The following is a 19,637-nucleotide window of genomic DNA, read 5'->3' as shown; positions in this document are numbered from 1 at the left end:
TCGTGAGCGAGGAACGAGCGTGACGATCTCTGGCCAGCGTTTACTGATCGCTTCAGAGATTGCCACGCTACGCTCGCAATGACGTGGTGGTTTAAGATCCAGAAACTAGAGGAATCTGCATAAGACGCAAAATATTGCGTCTCTACATTTTGGGGCTATGGTAGAGACGCAACATTTTGCGTCTCCCCGCCTGCAATAGTGCGATTTGCTGACTATTCCCCACTCATCACCGCCAAGCTCAATGCCGCCATATCGCCAATGTTTTCACCTAAACCTGCCGGTACGATCTTGCAAACCTCGTGTGCACCTATGTAAGCTTCCCGCTCTATCACTTTCATCATCCGCTCATCTAATAAAGATTTAGCGCGACCATAAATACTCCCCATAATAATCACCTCCGGGTTTAAAATATCTATCAATAAAGATAGACCACGACCCAAATATTCGGCACAGGTATTGTAAATATCAATAGCCAGTTCATCGCCGCTGTGGGCGGCTTCGGCTACGATCTTGGCGGTTAGTTTACCCAGATCGTCCAGGCTATCGCAAAACGAAACCTTCCCGCCTACCTGCAATCGCTCTCTAACCTTGATCTGCGCCAATTGTGCTATCCCACCGCCGCTGCACCAACCTTCAAATGAGCCGGCTTTGCCGAAACCTACCGGCCCCATATCTGAAAGGCGCAGATGACCCACCTCGCCGGCAAAGTCCGAAGTGCCTGAATATAGCCTGCCATTTAGAATCAAACCCGCACCCATGCCAGTGCCAAAAGTTAAAAAGATCACGTTTTCAAAACCCTTACCGGCACCGTATTTCCATTCGGCCACGGCGCAGGCGTTGGCATCATTTTGCAGCAAAGCGTTACGGCCGAAACGTTCGGTCGTTAGTTGCACCATAGGGATGTTATCCCAGCCAGGCAAATTTGGCGGCGACAATATCAACCCTTTTTTACTACTCAGCGGACCACCACAACTGATGCCGATGCCCTGCAGATCGGCATTTTGCAAACCGTGCTTTTTCAGCAAGTTCTCGGCGGTTATAAACAGCACCTCTATCATGTCATAAGGTGGTTGTACCGTTGGCATGGCCACTTTATCTATAATCTCCAGCCCGTCACTACTTGTCTTACCCAAAACCACGGCACATTTGGTACCCCCAATATCAAATCCTAACAGCATACTAATCTTCTTTAAGCGGACTAATTTTTATCGACCTAAACTTAACATTACCATGCTTTGCAAAGAAATGCAATTGGGTACCTTTTTGCTCGGGGCAACGGTTCACAATGGTGCGCTTGCCATTTATATTCATATCAATAATATCGTCTTTCATAATAATATCCAGCTTCATCGGTTTATCCAAACCTTCCACCACGCGAATCATGGTATTGCCTAACCAAACGTCGCGGTCGCCAGCCAGGAAGTCTACGCGATAGCCGTTGTCTGCCTGGTTATCAGCTCTTAAATAAAAGCCGTACTCGGCAATTGGCGTGGTAGGGTCAACCTCCATGGTAATCCGGCAATTCAACGGCAAATTCTCCAGATGAGCAGAACCCATGCCGCTGGTAGTGCTGATGCTTATACCGTCTGTGCCTTCTGCTTTGGCATCCATATCAGCCTTAATACTTAAACTTAAAGCTGCATTGGTAGCCGGAATCATTTCCGCAGGGAAACTGGTAGATAACGTTCCATCAGCTTCTTGTTTCACTTCGCGGAAAGCCATATTGCCACCAAAGCGTTCGCCGTTGTTGTCTTTATTCTGATCGCGGCTAGGGATCCACGCACCCACAATGCGGCGACCGTTTTTAAACGCTGCCGTCTTGGCTACGTTGATCCACGATTCGTTCAAGGCCTGGTATCTTGGCTCCTGCCACGGGCCGTATGGACTGTGCGACATCACATAATAAGTATCCCCATTATCGCCATAAACTAAATAATACCAGCCGTTCCACAGAAAGTAATCCGGGCACTCGGGTACAGATCCCTGGCCGGTTAACACCGGATCAAGTACCGTCCAGTTTTTCAGGTCTTTGGATACCATATGTACCAACGCTCCGCCGGAGTGGCGCAGCGGCGTATTCTCTTGCCAGCTGGCCACAAACAGGTGAAACTCGCCGGTTTTCTCGTCCACAAAAACTTTAGGGTCGCGGAAGTCGCGCTTACTATAGCCAGGCGCCGAAGTGTAAAATGGGTTAGGCTTTTGTTTGTCGAAATGGATACCGTCGTTACTGATAGCATAGCTTAATTGCTCATTGATCTTACCGTCGTTCACTAATCGCGTAGCATAAAACGCGTAATACTTGCCTTTATAAAACACTACCGAGCCGGTGCAGATGGATTTCTCCCAGGGCTCGTCTATACCTAATACAATAGGGTTTTGTTTCCAATTTTTCAGATCAGTAGTGGTGCTTAATACCCATTGGTGTCCACCTAGTCCGCCCAGGCTGGCATGGTGCGCCGAGTCGAGCAGCCAGTACATAGAGAATACACCGTCTTTGTAAAAGGGCATGCAATCGCCCACAAATAAATTGCCTTTGGGCCGCCAGTATTGCAGGTTTTTGGTTGATTGAATGGTTGGGTCGTACTTAACGCCCAGTTTTTGCGCGCTCAGGCTTAGTGTGCCGAGTGCGAGTGTTAGGAGTATGATGTATTTTTTCATGTGTGTGATATTTATGTTTAATAGTACTTGTCATTGCGAGCGAAGCGTGGCAATCGCGAACTGTGCAATCACCACGCTTTTCTCCTTGCGATTGCCACGCTCGTTCCTCGCTCGCAATGACAATTTAATTTATTACAAATCCCTTGGGCTGCCGCCTTTGCGCCAGTGCTCCTCAATCTCTTCCAATGATTTCCCTTTGGTTTCAGGGATATAATACCTACCCCAAAACATCCCTATCAAACAAATAGCCGAATAGAAAAAGAAAGTATTAGACACTCCGAAAGCATTAACCAGTTTAAAGAAAGTAAAGGCTACAATGGCATTAAAGCCCCAATGCGATAAGGAACCTATGCTCATCCCCACGCCGCGAACATTTAATGGGAACACTTCTGAGATCAACAACCAACCCAACGGCGCCAGACTGATAGCAATAAAAATGATATAGCAAACGATGCTGAGTACAGCAAATATCGGCAGACTAGCACCCAGTGCTTCTTTAAAGTGAAAGCAAATACCCAGCAAAGCCAATGATGGGATCATGCCCCAGATGCCAATCATGTACAATTTGCGTCGGCCCACTCTGTCCAACAACATTACCGATAAAAAGCAAGCCAATACGTTTACAGTGCCGATGATAATAGCCGGCAAAATAGAGGCAGTATTACTAACGATACCCGCCATTTTAAATATGATAGGCGAATAGTAGATAATGGTATTTACGCCCGAGAATTGCTGGAAGAAAAAGATACCCATAGTAATTATAAGCGCCGGGCGCAACCATGGTTTTAAGATCTCGCCGCTGTTGGTTTTGTTTTTTGCGGTTAATTCGATATCGCGTTTCAGGTCGGCCAGTGTTTGAGGGATCAGGTCGGCGTCTTCTACTTTATTCAGTACAGCCTCGCCTTCGGCCCAACGGCCCTTGCTAATGAGCCAGCGCGGTGTCTCCGGCAGGAAGAACATACCGATCAGCAAGATCAAAGCAGGGAACAATCCCACAAAAAACATCCAGCGCCATGACTGCAGGTTGGCATCGTTACCCAAAGCATAATCGGTGATGTACGATACCAGGATGCCAATAGTGATCATCAATTGGTTCAAGGTAACCATGGCCCCGCGGCGGCGGGTAGGTGCTATCTCGGCAATGTACATAGGTACCACATATGAGGTGATACCGATAGCAAAGCCGATAATGACCCGCATGATCATTAAAAAGTTGATATCGCTTGCAAAGGTGCAGCCCACTGCCCCTACTGCGAAAATGATGGCATTAACGATGATCATTTTTTTGCGGCCCAGGTAATCTGACAGTTTACCGCTGGTGATAGCGCCGATAACCGCGCCAATGAGCACGGTGGTAGTGATTAAGGCTATGCTAGAGTCGGGCAGTTTCCAGTACTCTTTCATAAAAGGCAAGGCACCGGATATTACCCCGGTATCAAACCCGAATAGCAGCCCGCCCGTGGCAGCCACCACCGAGATAAGCAGCACGTTTGATTTGGTTTTTGTTGGTTTCATTTATCTTCTCTTTTTTGGTTATATGATTGACTATTGCAGCCCTCTCCCAATTACGTCATCGTGAGCGTAGCGTGACGACCTCTAAGCGCCCTGCAAGTCGCTTTACCGGAGATTGCCACACTCGTACCTCGTTCGCAATCACGTGGTGGAGTTGGGTATATTCCTTTTACTTTAAACGTTTAAAGTATACTTCAAAAAAAACTATTCTCTACAAGATTTACCTTTGACGAGTTTGGATTCTAAACTCACCTGCCTATTAATTTTATTATGATCAATTAGCCCAACCACTGTATCAACCGCCGCCCTGCCCATCTCGGCCAGTGGTTGCTGTAAATGGGTAACCGGGCAATAAAACAGCTCAAATGCTTCCGACTCATCAAAACTCAGTACCGATAGTTGCCCTGGCACTTTAATGTTATGCTTGTTCAGATATTTCAATCCGGTAATGGCCAACGTATCGGTGGCAAAAAAGGCGGCATCGCAAGGTTTGGCGTGGGTTAGTATAGTTCCGATGCCTCGCTTGATATCTCCTGCCCTGTCGCTGCTTTTTACTTCTTGCAGCCAATGTTCCTGAAACTTGATGTTGTTATCCTTCAGCGCGTCCAAGTATCCCTGGTTGCGTTGCTGCAAATGATAAAATGTGGTTTGATAATTAAAGAAAGCAATACGCTTATGGCCCTGTTTGATGAGGTAAGTAGTAGCATCATAGGCCGCTTTATGATTATTCAGCGTAACGTGGTTAGCCTGAATCTCGGGAAAATTACGGTCAAGCAGTACAAACGGCACGCCCGACTTTTGCAGCATCTTGATCTGTGGCTGCGAGTTTTCTACAGGTACTAAGATCAAACCATCTACCTGGCGGTTTATTAACGCGTTTACCAATTCTTCAAAGGTATCCTCACTCTCGTTCGAACTGCCAAAAAGTACAGTGTAGTTGGCTTTCTTGGCTTCGGCCTCGACAGCGCGGGTAATGCCTGTGCTGAAACGATAGTTGATATCGGCCACCACCAAACCAATGGTATTGGTTTTAAGCATCTTTAAACTCTTGGCAATTTGGTTGGGGCGATAGTTCAGCTCCTCAGCCGCCCTCTTGATCTTTTCAGCGTTTTCTTTGCTTACTTGTTTCAGTTCGGCCTGCCCGTTTAATACGTAAGACACCAGCGCTATAGACACACCTACGTGCTCAGCAATATCCTTGAGTCCTACTTTTTTCATGAAGATTTAATAATTGGTTAGATCAAAATTATCACTTTAAACGATTAAAGCAAGCGTTATCGCCCAAAAAATAAAAATAATTAAAAATATATTTGCGTAACCCGTAAGTTACATATATATTTGCGTAACCTACAAGTTACTTATTATATTATGGCAAAGATTATTCAACATCAATTTTCCTTTCCCAATCCGCCTGAGGTGGTGTGGGAATACCTCACAGATGCTAACCTGATTGCAAAGTGGCTCATGCCCGGCAATTTCTTACCTATAGTTGGGCACGAGTTTAAACTGTCGGCCCCTGTTATGCCCGAAATGGGTTTCGACGGCAATATTTACTGCAAAGTTTTGGTCGTCGAACCTTTCAGTAGCCTTTGTTATTCCTGGAAATTTGGGCCGGGCGACGGAACTTCGACAACCTCGGTAGTTAATTGGACATTGACATCAAAAGACGGTGGCACCGATTTGCTGCTGGTACACTGCGGATTTGAGGGACAAAATTTTATAGACATGTTCAACTCAATGAACGAAGGCTGGCCAAAACATGTCGGCCAAATTTTACAGATACTAAATAAATAAAGATATATGGCAAAGATCATTAAATACGATTTATTTTTCCCTAACCCACCCGAGGTTGTTTGGGAATACCTTACCGACGCTGACTTGATAGCGCTGTGGTTGATGAAAAACAATTTCAAACCAATTTTGGGTTATGAGTTTCAGGTTACCACTAAGCCCATGCCCGATATTCAATTTGATGGCATATTTTACTGTAAGGTTTTGGCGATTGAACCTTTAAAAAGCCTGTCGTACTCATGGCACTTCGGCCCCGGTGATGGCACTTTGAACACTTCTGTGGTAGACTGGACATTGACCCCGCTTAATAACGGTACGCAGTTAGAGCTAATTCACCGCGGATTTGAAGGCGCTAGTTTTATAGATCTATTTACCGGAATGAGCACAGGCTGGCCTAAACAGATCCAGAAACTTTTACTAACCATAAACCCCGAAACAGATGGAACAGCAAAGGCTTGATGCTTTCCAGGTGATAGCAGACCCCAGCCGGCGGCAGATCTTATTCCTGTTATCCAAAGATAGCCGGACCATTAACTCGCTTGCCGAAAATTTTGAGATGAGCCGACCCGCAGTGTCTAAACATATTAAAGTGCTAAACAACGCCGGCTTTATATCTATTGAAGACATCGGCCGTGAAAGGCATTGTGTTTTAAAACAGGATGGCTTTAATCAGCTGCATGAGTGGCTGGCTTATTATGATAACTTCTGGGGTAGTAAATTACAGAAACTGGGAGATTTGCTAAAAGATAGGATAGAGAAAAAATGAAAAACGGCGTAAAGTGCAGGTATGGTTTTTAACAAGCTGTATCTGCACTTATTTAGCGTAAAATAAAGTCTCCCCTTCCGGGGGAGATTTAGAGGGGGCTGCTTACCTTTGCGGCATGGCCGGCATCTACTTACATATCCCCTTCTGCAAACAGGCTTGCCATTATTGCGATTTTCATTTTAGCACCTCTTTAAAATATAAGGACGAGCTGTTGCAGGCACTGGTGAAAGAACTACAGCTACAAAAACACTACCTGCAGGGCCAAACCATCGAGACCATTTATTTTGGTGGAGGTACGCCGTCGGTTTTGTCTGCTGAAGAGATTAATTTGCTGCTGGATACTATTACAGGGCTACATACGGTATCGGCAGATGCTGAGATCACCCTCGAAGCTAACCCCGATGATCTGGATAAAGCCAAACTACAAGCGCTGCGCCAAACACCCGTTAACCGTTTCAGCATTGGCATACAGTCTTTTTTTGATGACGATTTGCAATGGATGAACCGCGTACATCGCGCGCAGGAAGCCGAGGCGTCCGTAATGCGCGCGCAGGATAGCGGGTTTGAAAACATTACTGTCGATCTGATCTATGGCTATCCACTGCTGACCGATACCAAATGGAAGCACAACCTCAATAAAGTTTTTGAGCTAAATGTGCCGCACGTATCCGCTTATTCTATGACTGTCGAGCCACAAACCGCGCTGGCTTCCTTCATCCGCAGTAAAAAACAGCCCGCTATGAATGAGCAGCAAAGCGCCGGGCAGTTTACTTATTTGATGGATGCTATGCAAACGCAAGACTTTGAGCATTATGAGATCTCAAACTTTTGCAAGCCCGGTCATTACAGTCGCCATAATTCTAATTATTGGCGTGGCGTGAGTTATTTGGGGATAGGGCCATCAGCGCATTCTTATAATGGTCAGGTACGTCAATGGAACGTCGCCAACAATCCCAAATACATCCAGTCGATATTTGCAGGCGAACTGCCTGCCGAAATTGAGGAACTCACAGAAGAAAATCGACTGAATGAATATATCATGACCTCATTGCGCACCAGTTGGGGTTTAGATCTGGATGTTTTAAATAGCGTCGCCGCAGGCGCAGCTACCTTACTGGCCAAAACCGCCTTACCTTATCTCGAAAAAGGCTGGATCGCCCAAAATCAAAATAAAATCACCCTTACCCAAACCGGCAAACTCTACGCCGACCACATAGCTGCCGAGCTGTTTTTTTAGGCTGTTATACCTGAAACCAGCTATTAAAAGGCGGGTACCTACGCACTAAAAACACCTTTGGTTTTCAGCTATTTATAACTACGGGTTATAACAAAAATAAATCCGCCTGCGGGAGGTCGCCGTATCTTCCATCAAATAACAATTACCAAAAATTATGAAAAAATTCATCATCACAGCGTTTGCTTTAGCAGCTATTGCAATTGCTCCTAAAACCTTCGCTCAAACCAAAATGGTTGGCGGCGCAGAAATGTATCCTACGAAAAATATTGTAGAAAATGCTGTAAACTCAAAAGATCACACCACACTGGTTGCAGCTGTTAAAGCGGCAGGTTTGGTTGAAACTTTAGAAGGTGCCGGACCATTCACCGTATTTGCACCTACCAATGAAGCATTCGACAAATTGCCCAAAGGTACTGTAGAGACTTTGGTAAAGCCAGAGAACAAAGCAACCTTGACCAAAATCCTAACGTACCATGTCGTGGCTGGCAAATTAAGCGCAGCCGATTTATGGGCCAAGGTTAAAGCTGGTAAAGGCGAGCTAACTACTGTACAAGGCGGTAAACTTTGGGTAAAAGCAGAAGGAAAGAAATTATACCTGGTTGACGAAAAAGGCGGTAAATCTTGGATAACTATTGCAGACGTTAACCAAAGCAACGGCGTAATACACGTAGTTAACACAGTATTAATGCCTAAATAAAGATAGTTTATAGTTTAGCGGTAAGCAGTTGACATAGTTCGTTTGTCGAACTGGAAACCGTAGCTATAGCTCATAGAACCTTGTGAAAAAGGGGGAAGCCCGGCGTCTTTACGCCGGGTTTTTTTTGTCAAAAAAATATCATAAAACAACGCCACAATTTCCCGTGTTTATCGCTTTAATAATTTTGTATGTTAATTAATTGCGAACATGGGCATCATTTTAACTTCGATTGACAGGGTCGATATCATATCAAAAGAGGATTTTATTAACAATTATTTAAAGCCGCGTAAACCACTGGTGATACGCAAAGCCACCGAAAGTTGGCCCGCTTTACAAAAATGGACCTTTGATTATTTAAAGGAAACCGTTGGCGATCAAATTGTTCCGCTTTATGATAGCTCAAAGGCCGATCCTTCTAAGCCCATTAATGCCTCGGCCGCCGAAATGAAGTTTGGCGATTATATTGACCTGATACAAAAAGAGCCGACCGACCTGCGCATCTTTCTGTTCGACCCGATTAAACATGCCCCCGGTTTGCTGGATGATTACCGTTCGCCGAGCGATTTGATGGGTGGTTTTTTAGATAAGTATCCTAATATGTTCTTTGGCGGTGCGGGGTCGATCACTTTTATGCATTACGATATCGATTTAGCGCATATTTTCCATACCCATTTTAACGGCCGCAAGCACGTTATTTTGTTTGATAATAAATGGAGCGAGCGCCTGTATAAGATCCCCTTTGCTACTTATGCTTTAGAGGATTATGATATTGAAAATCCGGATTTTAGCAAATTTCCTGCATTGGATGGTGTAGAAGGCCAGGAGATCATCCTGGAACATGGCGACACCTTATTTATGCCAACCGGTTACTGGCACTGGATGAAATATCTCGACGGATCGTTCTCCATATCACTGCGCGCCTGGGATAGATCATGGGCCATTAAAGCAAAAAGTCTGTACAATTTAACCATACAGCGCAAGTTTGATGATGTAATGAAAAGCAACTTTAAAGCGCGTTATATGGATTGGAAAGAGGAGCTGGCCTATAAGCGTGCCGACAAAGCTTTGGCCGAAGGGGCACCGAGATAGAAATCGCAAGAATAAAATGTCATTGCGAGGAGGAACGACGAAGCAATCGCAAGGATGCAATGTTCGCGATTGCCACGCTACCCTCGCAATGACAGATGAAAATTTAAGTCCCATCACCAAAAAATAACAGTAGGTTAATATATATCGTTTTTTTATTCCGTTATTTTGTTGTATTAGGTGTAGATTTTGCAAAGTGTTTTTGCAGGATGATATGATCCTGATCATACTAACATGAGCTTTATATTAAGTGCTATCGACACTGTCGATACAATATCTGCCGAAGATTTTAAGAAAAATTACCTGGACAAACGTCGCCCATTAGTCATAAAAAACCTGACTGCCAGCTGGCCCGCCCGCGAAAAGTGGACGCCTGAATATTTAAAACAAGTAGTAGGCAGCCAGATAGTGCCTTTATATGATAATACAAAAGCTGATCCTTCAAAACCTATCAATTCCAAAGCTTCTGAAATGCCGTTTGATGCGTATATGGATCTGATCATGAGCAAGCCGACTGAGCTGCGCATCTTTTTTTTCAATATTTTCAAGAAAGCGCCTGAACTATTAAACGATATAGAAATACCCAAAGATTTAATGGGCGGTTTTATAGAAAGTATGCCGGCTATGTTCTTCGGCGGCTCAAACTCGGTTACTTTTTTACATTACGATATTGATTTGCCGCACATTTTCCATACTCATTTTGGCGGGAAGAAACATATTATTTTGTTCGAGAATAAATGGAAAACCCGCCTGTATTGTATCCCTAATGCCACTTATGCATTGGAGGATTATGATGTGGCCAATCCGGACATTAAAAAATTCCCGTCATTAGAAGGCATTGAAGGTACCGAAGTATTCCTGGAGCATGGCGACACATTATTTATGCCAACCGGCTACTGGCATTGGATGAAATATGTAGAAGGCGGTTACTCGTTAAGCTTGCGCGCCTGGGACGCCTCGACTACCCGTAAAATTGCCAGCCTGTATAATCTAGCCGTTAAAGGTGGTATTGACAGTGTTTTGAAAATGGCGTTTAAAGGTGATTATGCCAGGTACCGTGAACGTTTGGCGGTAAAGAGGGCTAACAGAGCGTTGGCGAAGAGTAAGTTGTAAGTTTTTATCATTGCGAGCGTAGCGTGGCAATCTCATCACCACCACGTCATCGTGAGCGAGGTACGAGCGTGACGATCTCCAGATCGCTCGGTTGAATTACTGCTTCGTGACTTATCGTTTGTCTAGCTTGTCGCTTGGTGTCGCTCATTCGCCGCTAGGGCTATTACTTTGCCTTGATACAAAGTAATCAAAACTAAGCGTAGCGACCTCATTCACACCTATTAAAAACAAACAATTGTGAATAAATCAAGTCAGGCCAATCGCTGCCACCGCTCAAGGCAAAACTCCCGGCCGCGTGCCCTGATAGGCCTTACGCGCTTTTTTGATTCAATAAAATTTGCAGAATCTTCAATAGAACGAAAACGTCAGACGCAGAGCTTCGGGTGAAAGCGGGTAAAACAATGGTGGCCTTGTGCGGCTGCAGGGCTGTCGGGAATGTTGCCTGAAGCGGTGGTACTGTGCGACAAATGGCGGCAACAGGCCCCTGCCCAGGTTTTACCCGCTTTGCAGGGCAAAGGCCCAGAGCGCAAAGAAGCATTGCGACTGACTTGATTTTTTGTTACTTTTTCATCAAGGAAAAAGTAATGGGCCCTAGCGGCCAAGAGCGCTACACGAGCGACAAGCTAAACGAGCGATGCGGAAATCAACACAAGGTTAACTCGTATGGTCACAAACTATCACCCATTTCCCCTCAATCTTTCTAAACCACAAAGTATAATAACCTTCTAATATTTTGCCACTGGCTTGCTTTACATGCCAGCCGCCAAAAACAAAGGCATTCTTAGGATCAAGCACATCGACCTTTAAAATATCAAAAGTTAGTACACCCATGGCATCTTTAGTGGGGTAGCCGCGTTTGTAGTTATTCAGCGTGTTTTGCCAGCCGTAAGTGGGTGCAGTTTTACCAACAAACATCAGCGAGTCTGATTTCCAGTAGCCCTGCATAAAACCTTCAACATCGCCTCGGTTCCAGGCCTCGCGTTGGGTGTTCATGACATTGATAATGGCCTGTCGGTCTTGTGCCTTTACCAGCGCGAACGAGCTTAAAGTGAATATAAATAAGAGCAAATACTTTTTCATGATCTAAATATAGCTATTTACCATTAGCTTTGGCGCCGGTTAAAATCCGTTTTTATGAAGCAAAATATACTGTGTTTAGGCGAAGTATTGTGGGACGCCTTCGGCGATGAAAAAGTAGCTGGTGGCGCTACCATGAATGTGGCTTTCCATCTGGCCCAGCAGGGCGCCGGTGTAGCTTTTGCCAGCAGCGTAGGTACAGATGCTTCGGGAAATGAACTGGTAGATTTTTTAAAGGACAATGCCCTGTTTAGCGATCTGATTCAGCGCGACGAACACCTGCCTACCTGCGAAGTTACTGTGCAACTGGACGAGCAGCAACAAGCAACTTATATTATTCCGCAACCCGTTTCCTGGGATAATATTAAAACTAAATCTGCCTTGACCAAATGTGCCAAAAGCGCTACGGCTATTGTGTTTGGCAGCCTGGTTTGTCGCGAAAAAAAAACGCGCGACACCCTCTTAAATCTGCTGAATGAAACTAACGCACTTAAAATATTTGACGTAAATCTGCGTGCGCCGCATTATACTTTGCAAACTATTGAAAATTTGGCAGCACGTGCCGACGTGGTGAAAATGAATGAAGAGGAAGCCGACTTGCTGATCAACACCAACAAAGGCGACTTAAAAGAAAAGATAAACGAGTTTCGCAGTAAATATCACGCGCAAACCATTTGCGTTACCCGCGGTGCACATGGCGCCATAGTTTGGCATGATCATAAATTTTATGAGCATCCTGGCTTTGAGGTTAAAGTGGCAGATACCGTGGGTGCCGGCGATTCCTTCCTGGCAACTTTTATCGTGGGTTTATTAAACAAACTACCCATGGAGCAGGTGTTGGAGCGTGCATGTGCAGTTGGCGCTTATGTGGCCAGCAAACGCGGTGCTACACCCAGATATGTTGATGGCATTGTTGATTTGATAGCCCGCTAAGCTATCGCCCCAAAACAAATTTTATTGCCGACCATTTTTTGCCAGACCAATATCGCCCTGTTATAACAGGCGGTGCGGTATCATAACTTTCCTGCATATCGTCCAGAATAAAATAGTCTGGTTGGGCCTTGGCATGAAAAGTCATTTGATATTGATCATCAGGCACAGCAGTATCCGGGTAAAAAGTAATCGGTCGTGCAGAGCCAATTGCACGCTTTATATTACTGGCGGCAAAGTAACCCATCCCCAATTCTAATTTAAATGTCCTGTTGCCGGTTTTGCTGTGATAATACGCTGCATCATAAGCTTTTTGTGCCGATACGGAGCCTGCTGCCAGTAACAGCAAACCGATAGTGAATATTACTTTCATCGCTATAAAATTAGTCGATCCCACCCTGGGTGGCGTTTTAAATAAGCTTTAATATAGGCGCAATACGGAACCATTTTAAAGCCGTTATCTTCCAGGTATTTGAATACTTTTTCAACCAGTGCGGCCGCTACGCCGTGACCCTCTAAATCAATAGGCACTTCGGTATGGATGAGGAAATACACGCCATTGTGCACCTTGTAGTCTATAAAAGCCCGCTGGCCATCTACAAATATTTCAAAATTGTGAATAGCGGTATTATTATTTAGTGGGATGTCTTCGTACATAATTTATTGCTGTTTAGATAACTAATTGGTGGCCGCAAGGTTTGGTTTTTTTTGCAATAATATAGCCTGGAATCCAAAAAACACAAAGGCACCCACCACGTTGCAAAGTGCTTCAAAAACAAACATGCCGTTTGCACAGGTTTGTGTCGGTTATGATCAATAGCGGAGGACGACACCAGCTAAGTACAAGTTGGCCTAAATATAATAAAAATGGCGTTATGCCCGACATTGGTTGTGAAACAAAAAATGACTTAAAAGTATTTTTTGTTGTTTCATTCTGTTTCACTAAATTTTCTTAATCTATTGTTAAACAGAAAGATATGTTAAAATTTTGTTTCACCTGTTTCATTTGTTGCGCGCACACGTGAAACAAAACACAGTCCTGTAGAGACGCAACATTTTGCGTCTCCAACCATGCAAAGCCCAGATGTGTTAGATGGAACCCGGGCAGCAGCACAAAGACGCAAAATATTGCGTCTCTACGTTATTGCATTGCCTCCAACTGTCACGGCAGCCTAACAATTCAACTTAATGCCCGTACCTACAAACTTTTGCGCTAAATAATCCGTTACTTTATGACTGAAAGGCAAAATATGCGTGGTTTCGGATTTTCGAAGTTTACCCCCAACCAGATCCCTAAAGGCGGATTTGAAGAGTTACTAAAGTTGTTTCTTGAATTGCTCAATTATACATCGGGCGATGCAGGCGAAGCTTTGGCCTGGCTGAACGAGCTGGATAAGCAATACAAGCTAACCAACGACGAGTACGGCATTGGCGATTTCATAGACGAGCTGAAGCAGAAAGGCTACCTGAGCGACGACAACCAGACCGGCGGTTTTAACATTACTGCTAAGACGGAGCAGAGCATCCGGCAATCGGCACTAGAGGAGATCTTTGGCAAACTCAAGAAATCGGGCAAGGGCAACCACCGTTCGCCGCAAAGCGGGCAGGGCGATGAGCGCAATTCAGAGCGTCGCGAGTTTGAGTTTGGCGATAGCCTGGATCAGATCGACATGACGCAGTCTATCCATAACGCGCAGGTTAATCACGGCATCGGCGATTTCATGATGACCGAGCGCGACCTGGAGGTGGAGGAGATGGACTACAAAACCCTTACCTCGACCGTGTTGATGATCGATATATCGCACTCCATGATTTTGTATGGCGAGGACCGTATCACGCCTGCCAAGAAGGTAGCCATGGCACTGGCCGAACTTATCCGCACCAAGTATCCTAAGGACACTTTAGATATTGTGGTTTTTGGTAATGATGCCTGGCCGATAACCTTACAAGATCTGCCTTATTTGCAAGTGGGCCCATACCATACCAATACCTATGCAGGGTTGGAGCTGGCTACCGATCTGCTGCGTCGCCGCAAAACGTCAAATAAACAGATCTTCATGATTACCGACGGGAAGCCGACCTGCTTAAAGGAAGGCGCCAAATATTATAAGAACAGCATAGGCCTTGACCGTAAGGTGGTTAACAAAACGTTGAACATGGCTGCGCAATGCAAGAGGCTGAAGATCCCTATCACCACATTCATGATAGCTAAGGACCCCTACCTGCAACAGTTTGTGCGCCAGTTTACAGAAACCAATGGTGGCAAGGCATTTTACAGCTCATTGAATAACCTCGGCGAGTACATCTTTGAGGATTACGCCCGGAACAGAAGAAAGAATGTGAAGTAGATGTGCAAATATGCGAATGTGCGGATATGCAGATGACCTAATGACGCCGAAAGGCAAATGACTTAATGACACAATGACTACTATATGAATAAAACGGATATAAAGACTTTAGGCCAACTTAAACAAAGCGGCTATAAAAGCGAGTCGGTTAAAGATGAGCTTCGTCGCAATTTGATTGCACAATTAAAGAAGAAAGAAGAAGGTGGTTTCGAGGGGATCATCGGTTTTGAAGATACCGTAATCCCCGACTTGCAAACTGCTATCCTGTCTCGCCATAATATCTTGCTGTTAGGCTTGCGCGGACAAGCTAAAACCCGTATTGCGCGCTTATTGGTTAACTTACTGGATGAGTATGTACCTTATATTGAAGGATCGGAGTTATTTGATGATCCGCTGAACCCTATATCGTGGTTCGGCGCAAACATCGTGAAAGAAAACGGTGACGACACCCCTATCGCCTGGATTCATCGCAGCGAGCGTTATACCGAAAAGCTGGCTACGCCGGATGTAACCGTTGCCGATTTAATTGGCGACGTTGACCCGATTAAAGCTGCCACATTAAAACTTACTTATTCTGACGAACGTGTGATCCACTTCGGGTTGATCCCTCGTGCACATCGTGGCATATTTGTGATTAATGAGTTGCCCGATCTGCAAGCGCGTATCCAGGTATCGTTATTCAATATCCTGCAAGAAAGAGACATTCAGATTCGTGGTTTTAAACTGCGCTTACCGCTAGACATCCAGTTTGTGTTTACCGCTAATCCTGAAGATTACACCAACCGTGGATCTATCGTAACGCCGTTAAAGGACCGTATAGAAAGCCAGATACTGACACATTACCCGCGTTCGGTGGAGATATCTCGTAAGATAACCCAACAGGAAGCCAGCTTGACCACTGAGCAACGCGCAACTGTAGAAGCCGACGGACTGGTAAAAGATTTGGTTGAGCAAATTGCTTTTGAGGCGCGTAACTCCGAATATATTGATAAAAAATCAGGCGTATCTGCACGTTTAACTATATCGGCCTATGAAAACCTGATCAGCAACGCCGAGCGCCGCATGATCATTAATCACGAGGACAAAACCTTTGTACGGATTACCGATTTCCTAGGGGTGATTCCGGCTATTACCGGCAAAATAGAATTGGTGTATGAGGGTGAGTTGGAAGGCCCGGGTAAAGTGGCCAATATCCTCATTGGCAAAGCTATTAAGACCTTGCTGGTTAAATTTTTCCCTGATCCTGAAAAGGCCAAGAAAGCTAAAGCACCAAATCCATACGCACAGATCGTTAGTTGGTTTGGTGATGGCAATACGCTTTCTGTATTGGACGATCTGCCTTTAGCTGAATACAAAAAAGCACTAAATTCGGTAACCGGACTCAAAGAATTTGTAAAACAGTTTCACCCGCGTTTGGCAGAGAGCCAGCAGCTACTACTTATGGAATTTGTATTGCACGGCCTGGCCGAATTCTCACAACTAAACAAAGGGTTTTTAGATAATGGCTTCGCATTTTCGGATATGTTTAACAGTTTGTTTAATTTGCAGCCCGATGACGACGATCTGGATATAGACGACGATCGTTATTAAAACGATAAATGCAAAGTCAGCTTTTTACTATAATTCTACTAGGCGCAGGCCTTTTTCTATTTGATCAATATTTGTTTAGCGGCTTTAGGGCCGCATTCAAAAATAAGCGTATAGTTAACCATCAATTATCTTGGTTAGGCTATACGCTTTTTTCGTTGATACTGATTGCAGGCACTATTTGCAGTATCTATGTAAACCTGCCGGTTGGTGTAAGGGCAGGGTTTTTAATGGTATTTTTTGTGCTGATGATTGTGAAGGTAACGTTCTTGCCTTTTGTGCTAATCGATGATATGAGGCGATTAATTGCCCGATCAAACGCTAAGCCTCAAACAGTTGCAAAGCCTGTAAAAAGCACTATGCCCCGCTCAGAGTTTTTGATGAAGGCAGGATTGGCTACAGGGGCCGTGCCGCTGATAGGTATTGGCGCGGGCATCTTCGCCGGGGCATATGATTATCGCATTCGCAGACAAAACCTTTATCTCCCTAACCTGCCAAAAGCATTTGATGGCCTCACTATCGGTCAGATCTCAGACATCCACTCAGGCAGCTTTTATAACAAAAAAGCAGTATTGGGCGGTGTTGAAATGTTGCTGGGCCAAAAGCCGGATGTTATATTTTTTACCGGCGATTTAGTTAATGAGCGTACCAACGAAGTTTATGGCTACCAGGACATCTTCAAAAAAGTAAAAGCGCCATTAGGGGTTTTCTCTATCCTGGGTAATCATGACTATGGCGACTATTATCAAAAATGGCTGTCGCCTGCTGCTAAAAAGAAAAACCTGGACGATCTGATCGTCACCCATAAAAACCTGGGCTGGGATTTACTGCTCGACGAAAACAGACGACTTAAAGTAGGCAACGAAGAGATAGGCATTTTAGGCTGCCAAAACTGGGGCGAGCTAACACGGTTTCCTAAATACGGCAAAATGGAGCCTACTATAAAAGGCACAGAGGAGCTACCGGTGAAGCTTTTATTATCTCATGACCCTTCGCATTGGCGCGCGCAGGTATTGCCGCATTACCCACAGATAAATGTCATGTTCTCGGGCCATACCCACGGCATGCAGTTTGGTGTACGCACCGAGCATTTTCAGTGGAGCCCGGTAGAGTATGTTTATAAAGAATGGGCAGGGCTTTACCATGAAGGCAATCAGCAATTATATGTAAATGTGGGCTATGGCTTTTTAGGTTTTCCGGGAAGGGTTGGAATATTGCCGGAGATTACGATATTTACACTTAGATCTGCTCATAAGCCTTCACTAACAATTTAACCCGTAAGGTGGGCAGCTCGTCATAAATGAAAAAACTATATAACTCTGTTTTTGACTTTATACTATTCAGCAATGTTTTTATAGCGTTGTGTGCTGTCGCGCAGGGCGCGGTAACTTTCTATCTGATAGGTGCCAAACCGGTTTATACGGTCTCGGCTTTGCTGTTTACCTCAACTATCGGCATTTATAATTTATCCATTTTATTATACAAACCTCAGCTTACAAATTCAGAAAACCGGCGCACACGTTGGTTTTTTTCGCATCATAGGTTAATGGTTACGTTTACCATTGTGTCTGCCCTGTCATTGGTGCCTTTGTTTTTTCTGGTGTCGACACCATCTAAATTGTTGTTGATTTTTTTGGGGTTGATCTCTGTAGCATATAGTCTGCCGCTATTTACTTTGGGCGATCAGAAATTCGGCCTGCGCAATATCCCCGGTTTGAAACAGTTTCTGATTACCCTGGTGTGGACGATGAGTATTGTATTGCTACCCATTTTAGAGGCGCAAGACATGCACCTTACCAATATCACCATGCGCGACACTACGCTTTTACTAGCTAAACGATTCTTATTTATTGGAGCCCTTACTATACCGTTTGATATCCGGGATCTATTTGAGGATCGCGAATCGGGACTCAAAACTGTGCCCGTTGTAGTAGGCGAAAAGCGAGCTTATTTGTTCTGCCAGTTCTTGCTGGCCGGCTACGTCATTCTTTTATTTCTGTATCGTAATAGTGGGTTTAATGCCAACTTTTTTGCGCTTACCAGTACTGCTTTGTTAGCTGGCTGGCTTATCTTTAAATCAAAATGGAAACGTAATGAGTACTATTACTTCTTCTATTTAGATGGGGTGTTAATCTTACAATATATATTCTTACTGGCGCTTAACTACGCGCTGCCTAAATAAATCCATCGTTATCTCTTTTTATAAAAGCTATGCCATCAAACTATGATAATTCGGCTTGGTTTTATGATCGCCTGTCTAAGGTGGTTTATGGCAACGCACTGGTAAATGCACAGGTTTATTTGTTGCAGTTCGTCAAACCAAACTCTTCTATATTGATCGCGGGGGGAGGTACTGGCTGGATCTTAGATGAACTGGCAAAACAGTATTCATCCGGATTAAAAATAACATACGTCGAGATCTCGGCCAATATGATGGCGCTTTCAAAAAAGAGGAACTGGGGTAATAACGAGGTAACCTTTATTATCGGCCCGGTTGAAGAAATTGCAATAGGCAATCAATTTGACGTTGTCTTCACGCCTTTTCTATTCGATAATTTCAGAGAAGACACTTTGCAAAAAGTATTTGATCGACTACATCAAAGGCTTAAGCCCGGCGGTATCTGGTTAAATACAGATTTCCAGCTTACCGGTAAATGGTGGCAAAATATATTGCTAAAAAGTATGTTTTTGTTTTTCAGGCTGCTTTGCCGGATAGAGACTTCTGTACTGCCGGATATTAACAAACAGTTTAAAAAAAGCGACTATGAAGTAATTGCCGAAAAGACCTTTTTCGGAACATTTGTAATCTCAACGGCATTAAGGAAGCGGGATTGA

General features: G+C 44.5%; 20 protein-coding genes. 13 read left to right on the top strand and 7 right to left on the bottom strand.

Annotation, left to right across the window (positions count from 1 at the left end):
* Positions 1–212 precede the first annotated feature (212 nt).
* The 4 genes from HB679_RS11640 to HB679_RS11625 all read right to left on the bottom strand — a co-directional run bounded on the left by HB679_RS11640 (position 213) and on the right by HB679_RS11625 (position 5,388).
* A complete protein-coding gene (locus HB679_RS11640; RefSeq protein WP_214072155.1) occupies positions 213–1,178 on the bottom strand; it encodes an ROK family protein in 966 nt (321 codons plus the stop codon).
* A gap of 1 nt (position 1,179) precedes the next feature.
* Positions 1,180–2,658 (bottom strand): family 43 glycosylhydrolase, encoded by a 1,479-nt coding sequence (locus HB679_RS11635; protein ID WP_214072154.1) that lies wholly within the window; start codon positions 2,656–2,658, stop codon positions 1,180–1,182.
* 132 nt (positions 2,659–2,790) lie between these two features.
* Positions 2,791–4,173, bottom strand: a complete 1,383-nt coding sequence (locus HB679_RS11630) for a sugar porter family MFS transporter (RefSeq protein ID WP_214072153.1) — start codon at positions 4,171–4,173, stop codon at positions 2,791–2,793.
* A 201-nt stretch (positions 4,174–4,374) separates the two neighbouring features.
* On the bottom strand, positions 4,375–5,388 hold the full coding sequence (locus tag HB679_RS11625) for a LacI family DNA-binding transcriptional regulator (RefSeq protein ID WP_214072152.1): 1,014 nt from the start codon (positions 5,386–5,388) through the stop codon (positions 4,375–4,377).
* A gap of 150 nt (positions 5,389–5,538) precedes the next feature.
* On the opposite strand from HB679_RS11625, the gene HB679_RS11620 reads away from it, so the two are divergent.
* The 7 genes from HB679_RS11620 to HB679_RS11590 all read left to right on the top strand — a co-directional run bounded on the left by HB679_RS11620 (position 5,539) and on the right by HB679_RS11590 (position 10,860).
* Entirely contained in the window at positions 5,539–5,964 is a 426-nt protein-coding gene (locus HB679_RS11620) for an SRPBCC domain-containing protein (protein WP_214072151.1), read from the top strand.
* A 6-nt stretch (positions 5,965–5,970) separates the two neighbouring features.
* Positions 5,971–6,420 (top strand): SRPBCC domain-containing protein, encoded by a 450-nt coding sequence (locus HB679_RS11615; RefSeq protein WP_214072150.1) that lies wholly within the window; start codon positions 5,971–5,973, stop codon positions 6,418–6,420.
* A complete protein-coding gene (locus HB679_RS11610; protein ID WP_214072149.1) occupies positions 6,401–6,727 on the top strand; it encodes a metalloregulator ArsR/SmtB family transcription factor in 327 nt (108 codons plus the stop codon). Before HB679_RS11615 ends, HB679_RS11610 begins: the two co-directional genes overlap by 20 nt.
* Positions 6,728–6,842: 115 nt before the next feature.
* Positions 6,843–7,964 (top strand): radical SAM family heme chaperone HemW, encoded by a 1,122-nt coding sequence (hemW, locus tag HB679_RS11605; RefSeq protein WP_214072148.1) that lies wholly within the window; start codon positions 6,843–6,845, stop codon positions 7,962–7,964.
* Between the two features lie 154 nt (positions 7,965–8,118).
* Positions 8,119–8,661 (top strand): fasciclin domain-containing protein, encoded by a 543-nt coding sequence (locus tag HB679_RS11600; RefSeq protein WP_214072147.1) that lies wholly within the window; start codon positions 8,119–8,121, stop codon positions 8,659–8,661.
* 207 nt (positions 8,662–8,868) lie between these two features.
* A complete protein-coding gene (locus HB679_RS11595) occupies positions 8,869–9,750 on the top strand; it encodes a cupin-like domain-containing protein (RefSeq protein ID WP_214072146.1) in 882 nt (293 codons plus the stop codon).
* 231 nt (positions 9,751–9,981) lie between these two features.
* Complete coding sequence (locus HB679_RS11590; protein ID WP_214072145.1) at positions 9,982–10,860, top strand: cupin-like domain-containing protein; 879 nt, start codon at positions 9,982–9,984, stop codon at positions 10,858–10,860.
* 654 nt (positions 10,861–11,514) lie between these two features.
* Here the strand turns inward: HB679_RS11590 and HB679_RS11585 are convergent.
* Positions 11,515–11,940 (bottom strand): DUF4440 domain-containing protein, encoded by a 426-nt coding sequence (locus tag HB679_RS11585; RefSeq protein ID WP_214072144.1) that lies wholly within the window; start codon positions 11,938–11,940, stop codon positions 11,515–11,517.
* Positions 11,941–11,994: 54 nt separating this feature from the next.
* On the opposite strand from HB679_RS11585, the gene HB679_RS11580 reads away from it, so the two are divergent.
* Positions 11,995–12,870, top strand: coding sequence for a carbohydrate kinase (locus HB679_RS11580; RefSeq protein ID WP_214072143.1), 876 nt, complete (start codon positions 11,995–11,997; stop codon positions 12,868–12,870).
* A gap of 1 nt (position 12,871) precedes the next feature.
* Here HB679_RS11580 and HB679_RS11575 read toward each other — a convergent pair whose 3' ends face one another.
* A complete protein-coding gene (locus HB679_RS11575) occupies positions 12,872–13,240 on the bottom strand; it encodes a hypothetical protein (RefSeq protein WP_214072142.1) in 369 nt (122 codons plus the stop codon).
* 2 nt (positions 13,241–13,242) lie between these two features.
* Entirely contained in the window at positions 13,243–13,524 is a 282-nt protein-coding gene (locus HB679_RS11570; RefSeq protein WP_214072141.1) for a GNAT family N-acetyltransferase, read from the bottom strand.
* A 593-nt stretch (positions 13,525–14,117) separates the two neighbouring features.
* Between HB679_RS11570 and HB679_RS11565 the strand changes: the two genes are divergently transcribed.
* The 5 genes from HB679_RS11565 to HB679_RS11545 all read left to right on the top strand — a co-directional run bounded on the left by HB679_RS11565 (position 14,118) and on the right by HB679_RS11545 (position 19,637).
* Positions 14,118–15,215, top strand: a complete 1,098-nt coding sequence (locus HB679_RS11565; RefSeq protein WP_214072494.1) for a VWA domain-containing protein — start codon at positions 14,118–14,120, stop codon at positions 15,213–15,215.
* Between the two features lie 84 nt (positions 15,216–15,299).
* A complete protein-coding gene (locus HB679_RS11560) occupies positions 15,300–16,805 on the top strand; it encodes a sigma 54-interacting transcriptional regulator (RefSeq protein ID WP_214072140.1) in 1,506 nt (501 codons plus the stop codon).
* Between the two features lie 8 nt (positions 16,806–16,813).
* Positions 16,814–18,076, top strand: a complete 1,263-nt coding sequence (locus HB679_RS11555; RefSeq protein ID WP_214072139.1) for a metallophosphoesterase — start codon at positions 16,814–16,816, stop codon at positions 18,074–18,076.
* 26 nt (positions 18,077–18,102) lie between these two features.
* Positions 18,103–18,984, top strand: a complete 882-nt coding sequence (locus HB679_RS11550) for a UbiA family prenyltransferase (RefSeq protein ID WP_214072138.1) — start codon at positions 18,103–18,105, stop codon at positions 18,982–18,984.
* 29 nt (positions 18,985–19,013) lie between these two features.
* Positions 19,014–19,637 carry a class I SAM-dependent methyltransferase gene (locus tag HB679_RS11545; RefSeq protein WP_214072137.1) on the top strand — a complete coding sequence of 208 codons (624 nt, stop codon included), beginning with the start codon at positions 19,014–19,016 and terminating at the stop codon, positions 19,635–19,637.

Origin of the sequence: Mucilaginibacter sp. dw_454 (assembly GCF_018449775.1) — a bacterium.
GTDB lineage: Bacteria > Bacteroidota > Bacteroidia > Sphingobacteriales > Sphingobacteriaceae > Mucilaginibacter.
Note: the sequence above shows the minus strand (reverse complement) of the source record. Positions and strands in the feature narration are given on the sequence as shown.

Coding starts and splice junctions, on each gene's coding strand:
- HB679_RS11640 (WP_214072155.1), bottom strand. CDS start 1,178: ATGCTGTTAGGATTTGATATTGGGGGTACCAAATGTGCCGTGGTTTTG.
- HB679_RS11635 (WP_214072154.1), bottom strand. CDS start 2,658: ATGAAAAAATACATCATACTCCTAACACTCGCACTCGGCACACTAAGC.
- HB679_RS11630 (WP_214072153.1), bottom strand. CDS start 4,173: ATGAAACCAACAAAAACCAAATCAAACGTGCTGCTTATCTCGGTGGTG.
- HB679_RS11625 (WP_214072152.1), bottom strand. CDS start 5,388: ATGAAAAAAGTAGGACTCAAGGATATTGCTGAGCACGTAGGTGTGTCT.
- HB679_RS11620 (WP_214072151.1), top strand. CDS start 5,539: ATGGCAAAGATTATTCAACATCAATTTTCCTTTCCCAATCCGCCTGAG.
- HB679_RS11615 (WP_214072150.1), top strand. CDS start 5,971: ATGGCAAAGATCATTAAATACGATTTATTTTTCCCTAACCCACCCGAG.
- HB679_RS11610 (WP_214072149.1), top strand. CDS start 6,401: ATGGAACAGCAAAGGCTTGATGCTTTCCAGGTGATAGCAGACCCCAGC.
- hemW (WP_214072148.1), top strand. CDS start 6,843: ATGGCCGGCATCTACTTACATATCCCCTTCTGCAAACAGGCTTGCCAT.
- HB679_RS11600 (WP_214072147.1), top strand. CDS start 8,119: ATGAAAAAATTCATCATCACAGCGTTTGCTTTAGCAGCTATTGCAATT.
- HB679_RS11595 (WP_214072146.1), top strand. CDS start 8,869: ATGGGCATCATTTTAACTTCGATTGACAGGGTCGATATCATATCAAAA.
- HB679_RS11590 (WP_214072145.1), top strand. CDS start 9,982: ATGAGCTTTATATTAAGTGCTATCGACACTGTCGATACAATATCTGCC.
- HB679_RS11585 (WP_214072144.1), bottom strand. CDS start 11,940: ATGAAAAAGTATTTGCTCTTATTTATATTCACTTTAAGCTCGTTCGCG.
- HB679_RS11580 (WP_214072143.1), top strand. CDS start 11,995: ATGAAGCAAAATATACTGTGTTTAGGCGAAGTATTGTGGGACGCCTTC.
- HB679_RS11575 (WP_214072142.1), bottom strand. CDS start 13,240: ATGAAAGTAATATTCACTATCGGTTTGCTGTTACTGGCAGCAGGCTCC.
- HB679_RS11570 (WP_214072141.1), bottom strand. CDS start 13,524: ATGTACGAAGACATCCCACTAAATAATAATACCGCTATTCACAATTTT.
- HB679_RS11565 (WP_214072494.1), top strand. CDS start 14,118: ATGCGTGGTTTCGGATTTTCGAAGTTTACCCCCAACCAGATCCCTAAA.
- HB679_RS11560 (WP_214072140.1), top strand. CDS start 15,300: ATGAATAAAACGGATATAAAGACTTTAGGCCAACTTAAACAAAGCGGC.
- HB679_RS11555 (WP_214072139.1), top strand. CDS start 16,814: ATGCAAAGTCAGCTTTTTACTATAATTCTACTAGGCGCAGGCCTTTTT.
- HB679_RS11550 (WP_214072138.1), top strand. CDS start 18,103: ATGAAAAAACTATATAACTCTGTTTTTGACTTTATACTATTCAGCAAT.
- HB679_RS11545 (WP_214072137.1), top strand. CDS start 19,014: ATGCCATCAAACTATGATAATTCGGCTTGGTTTTATGATCGCCTGTCT.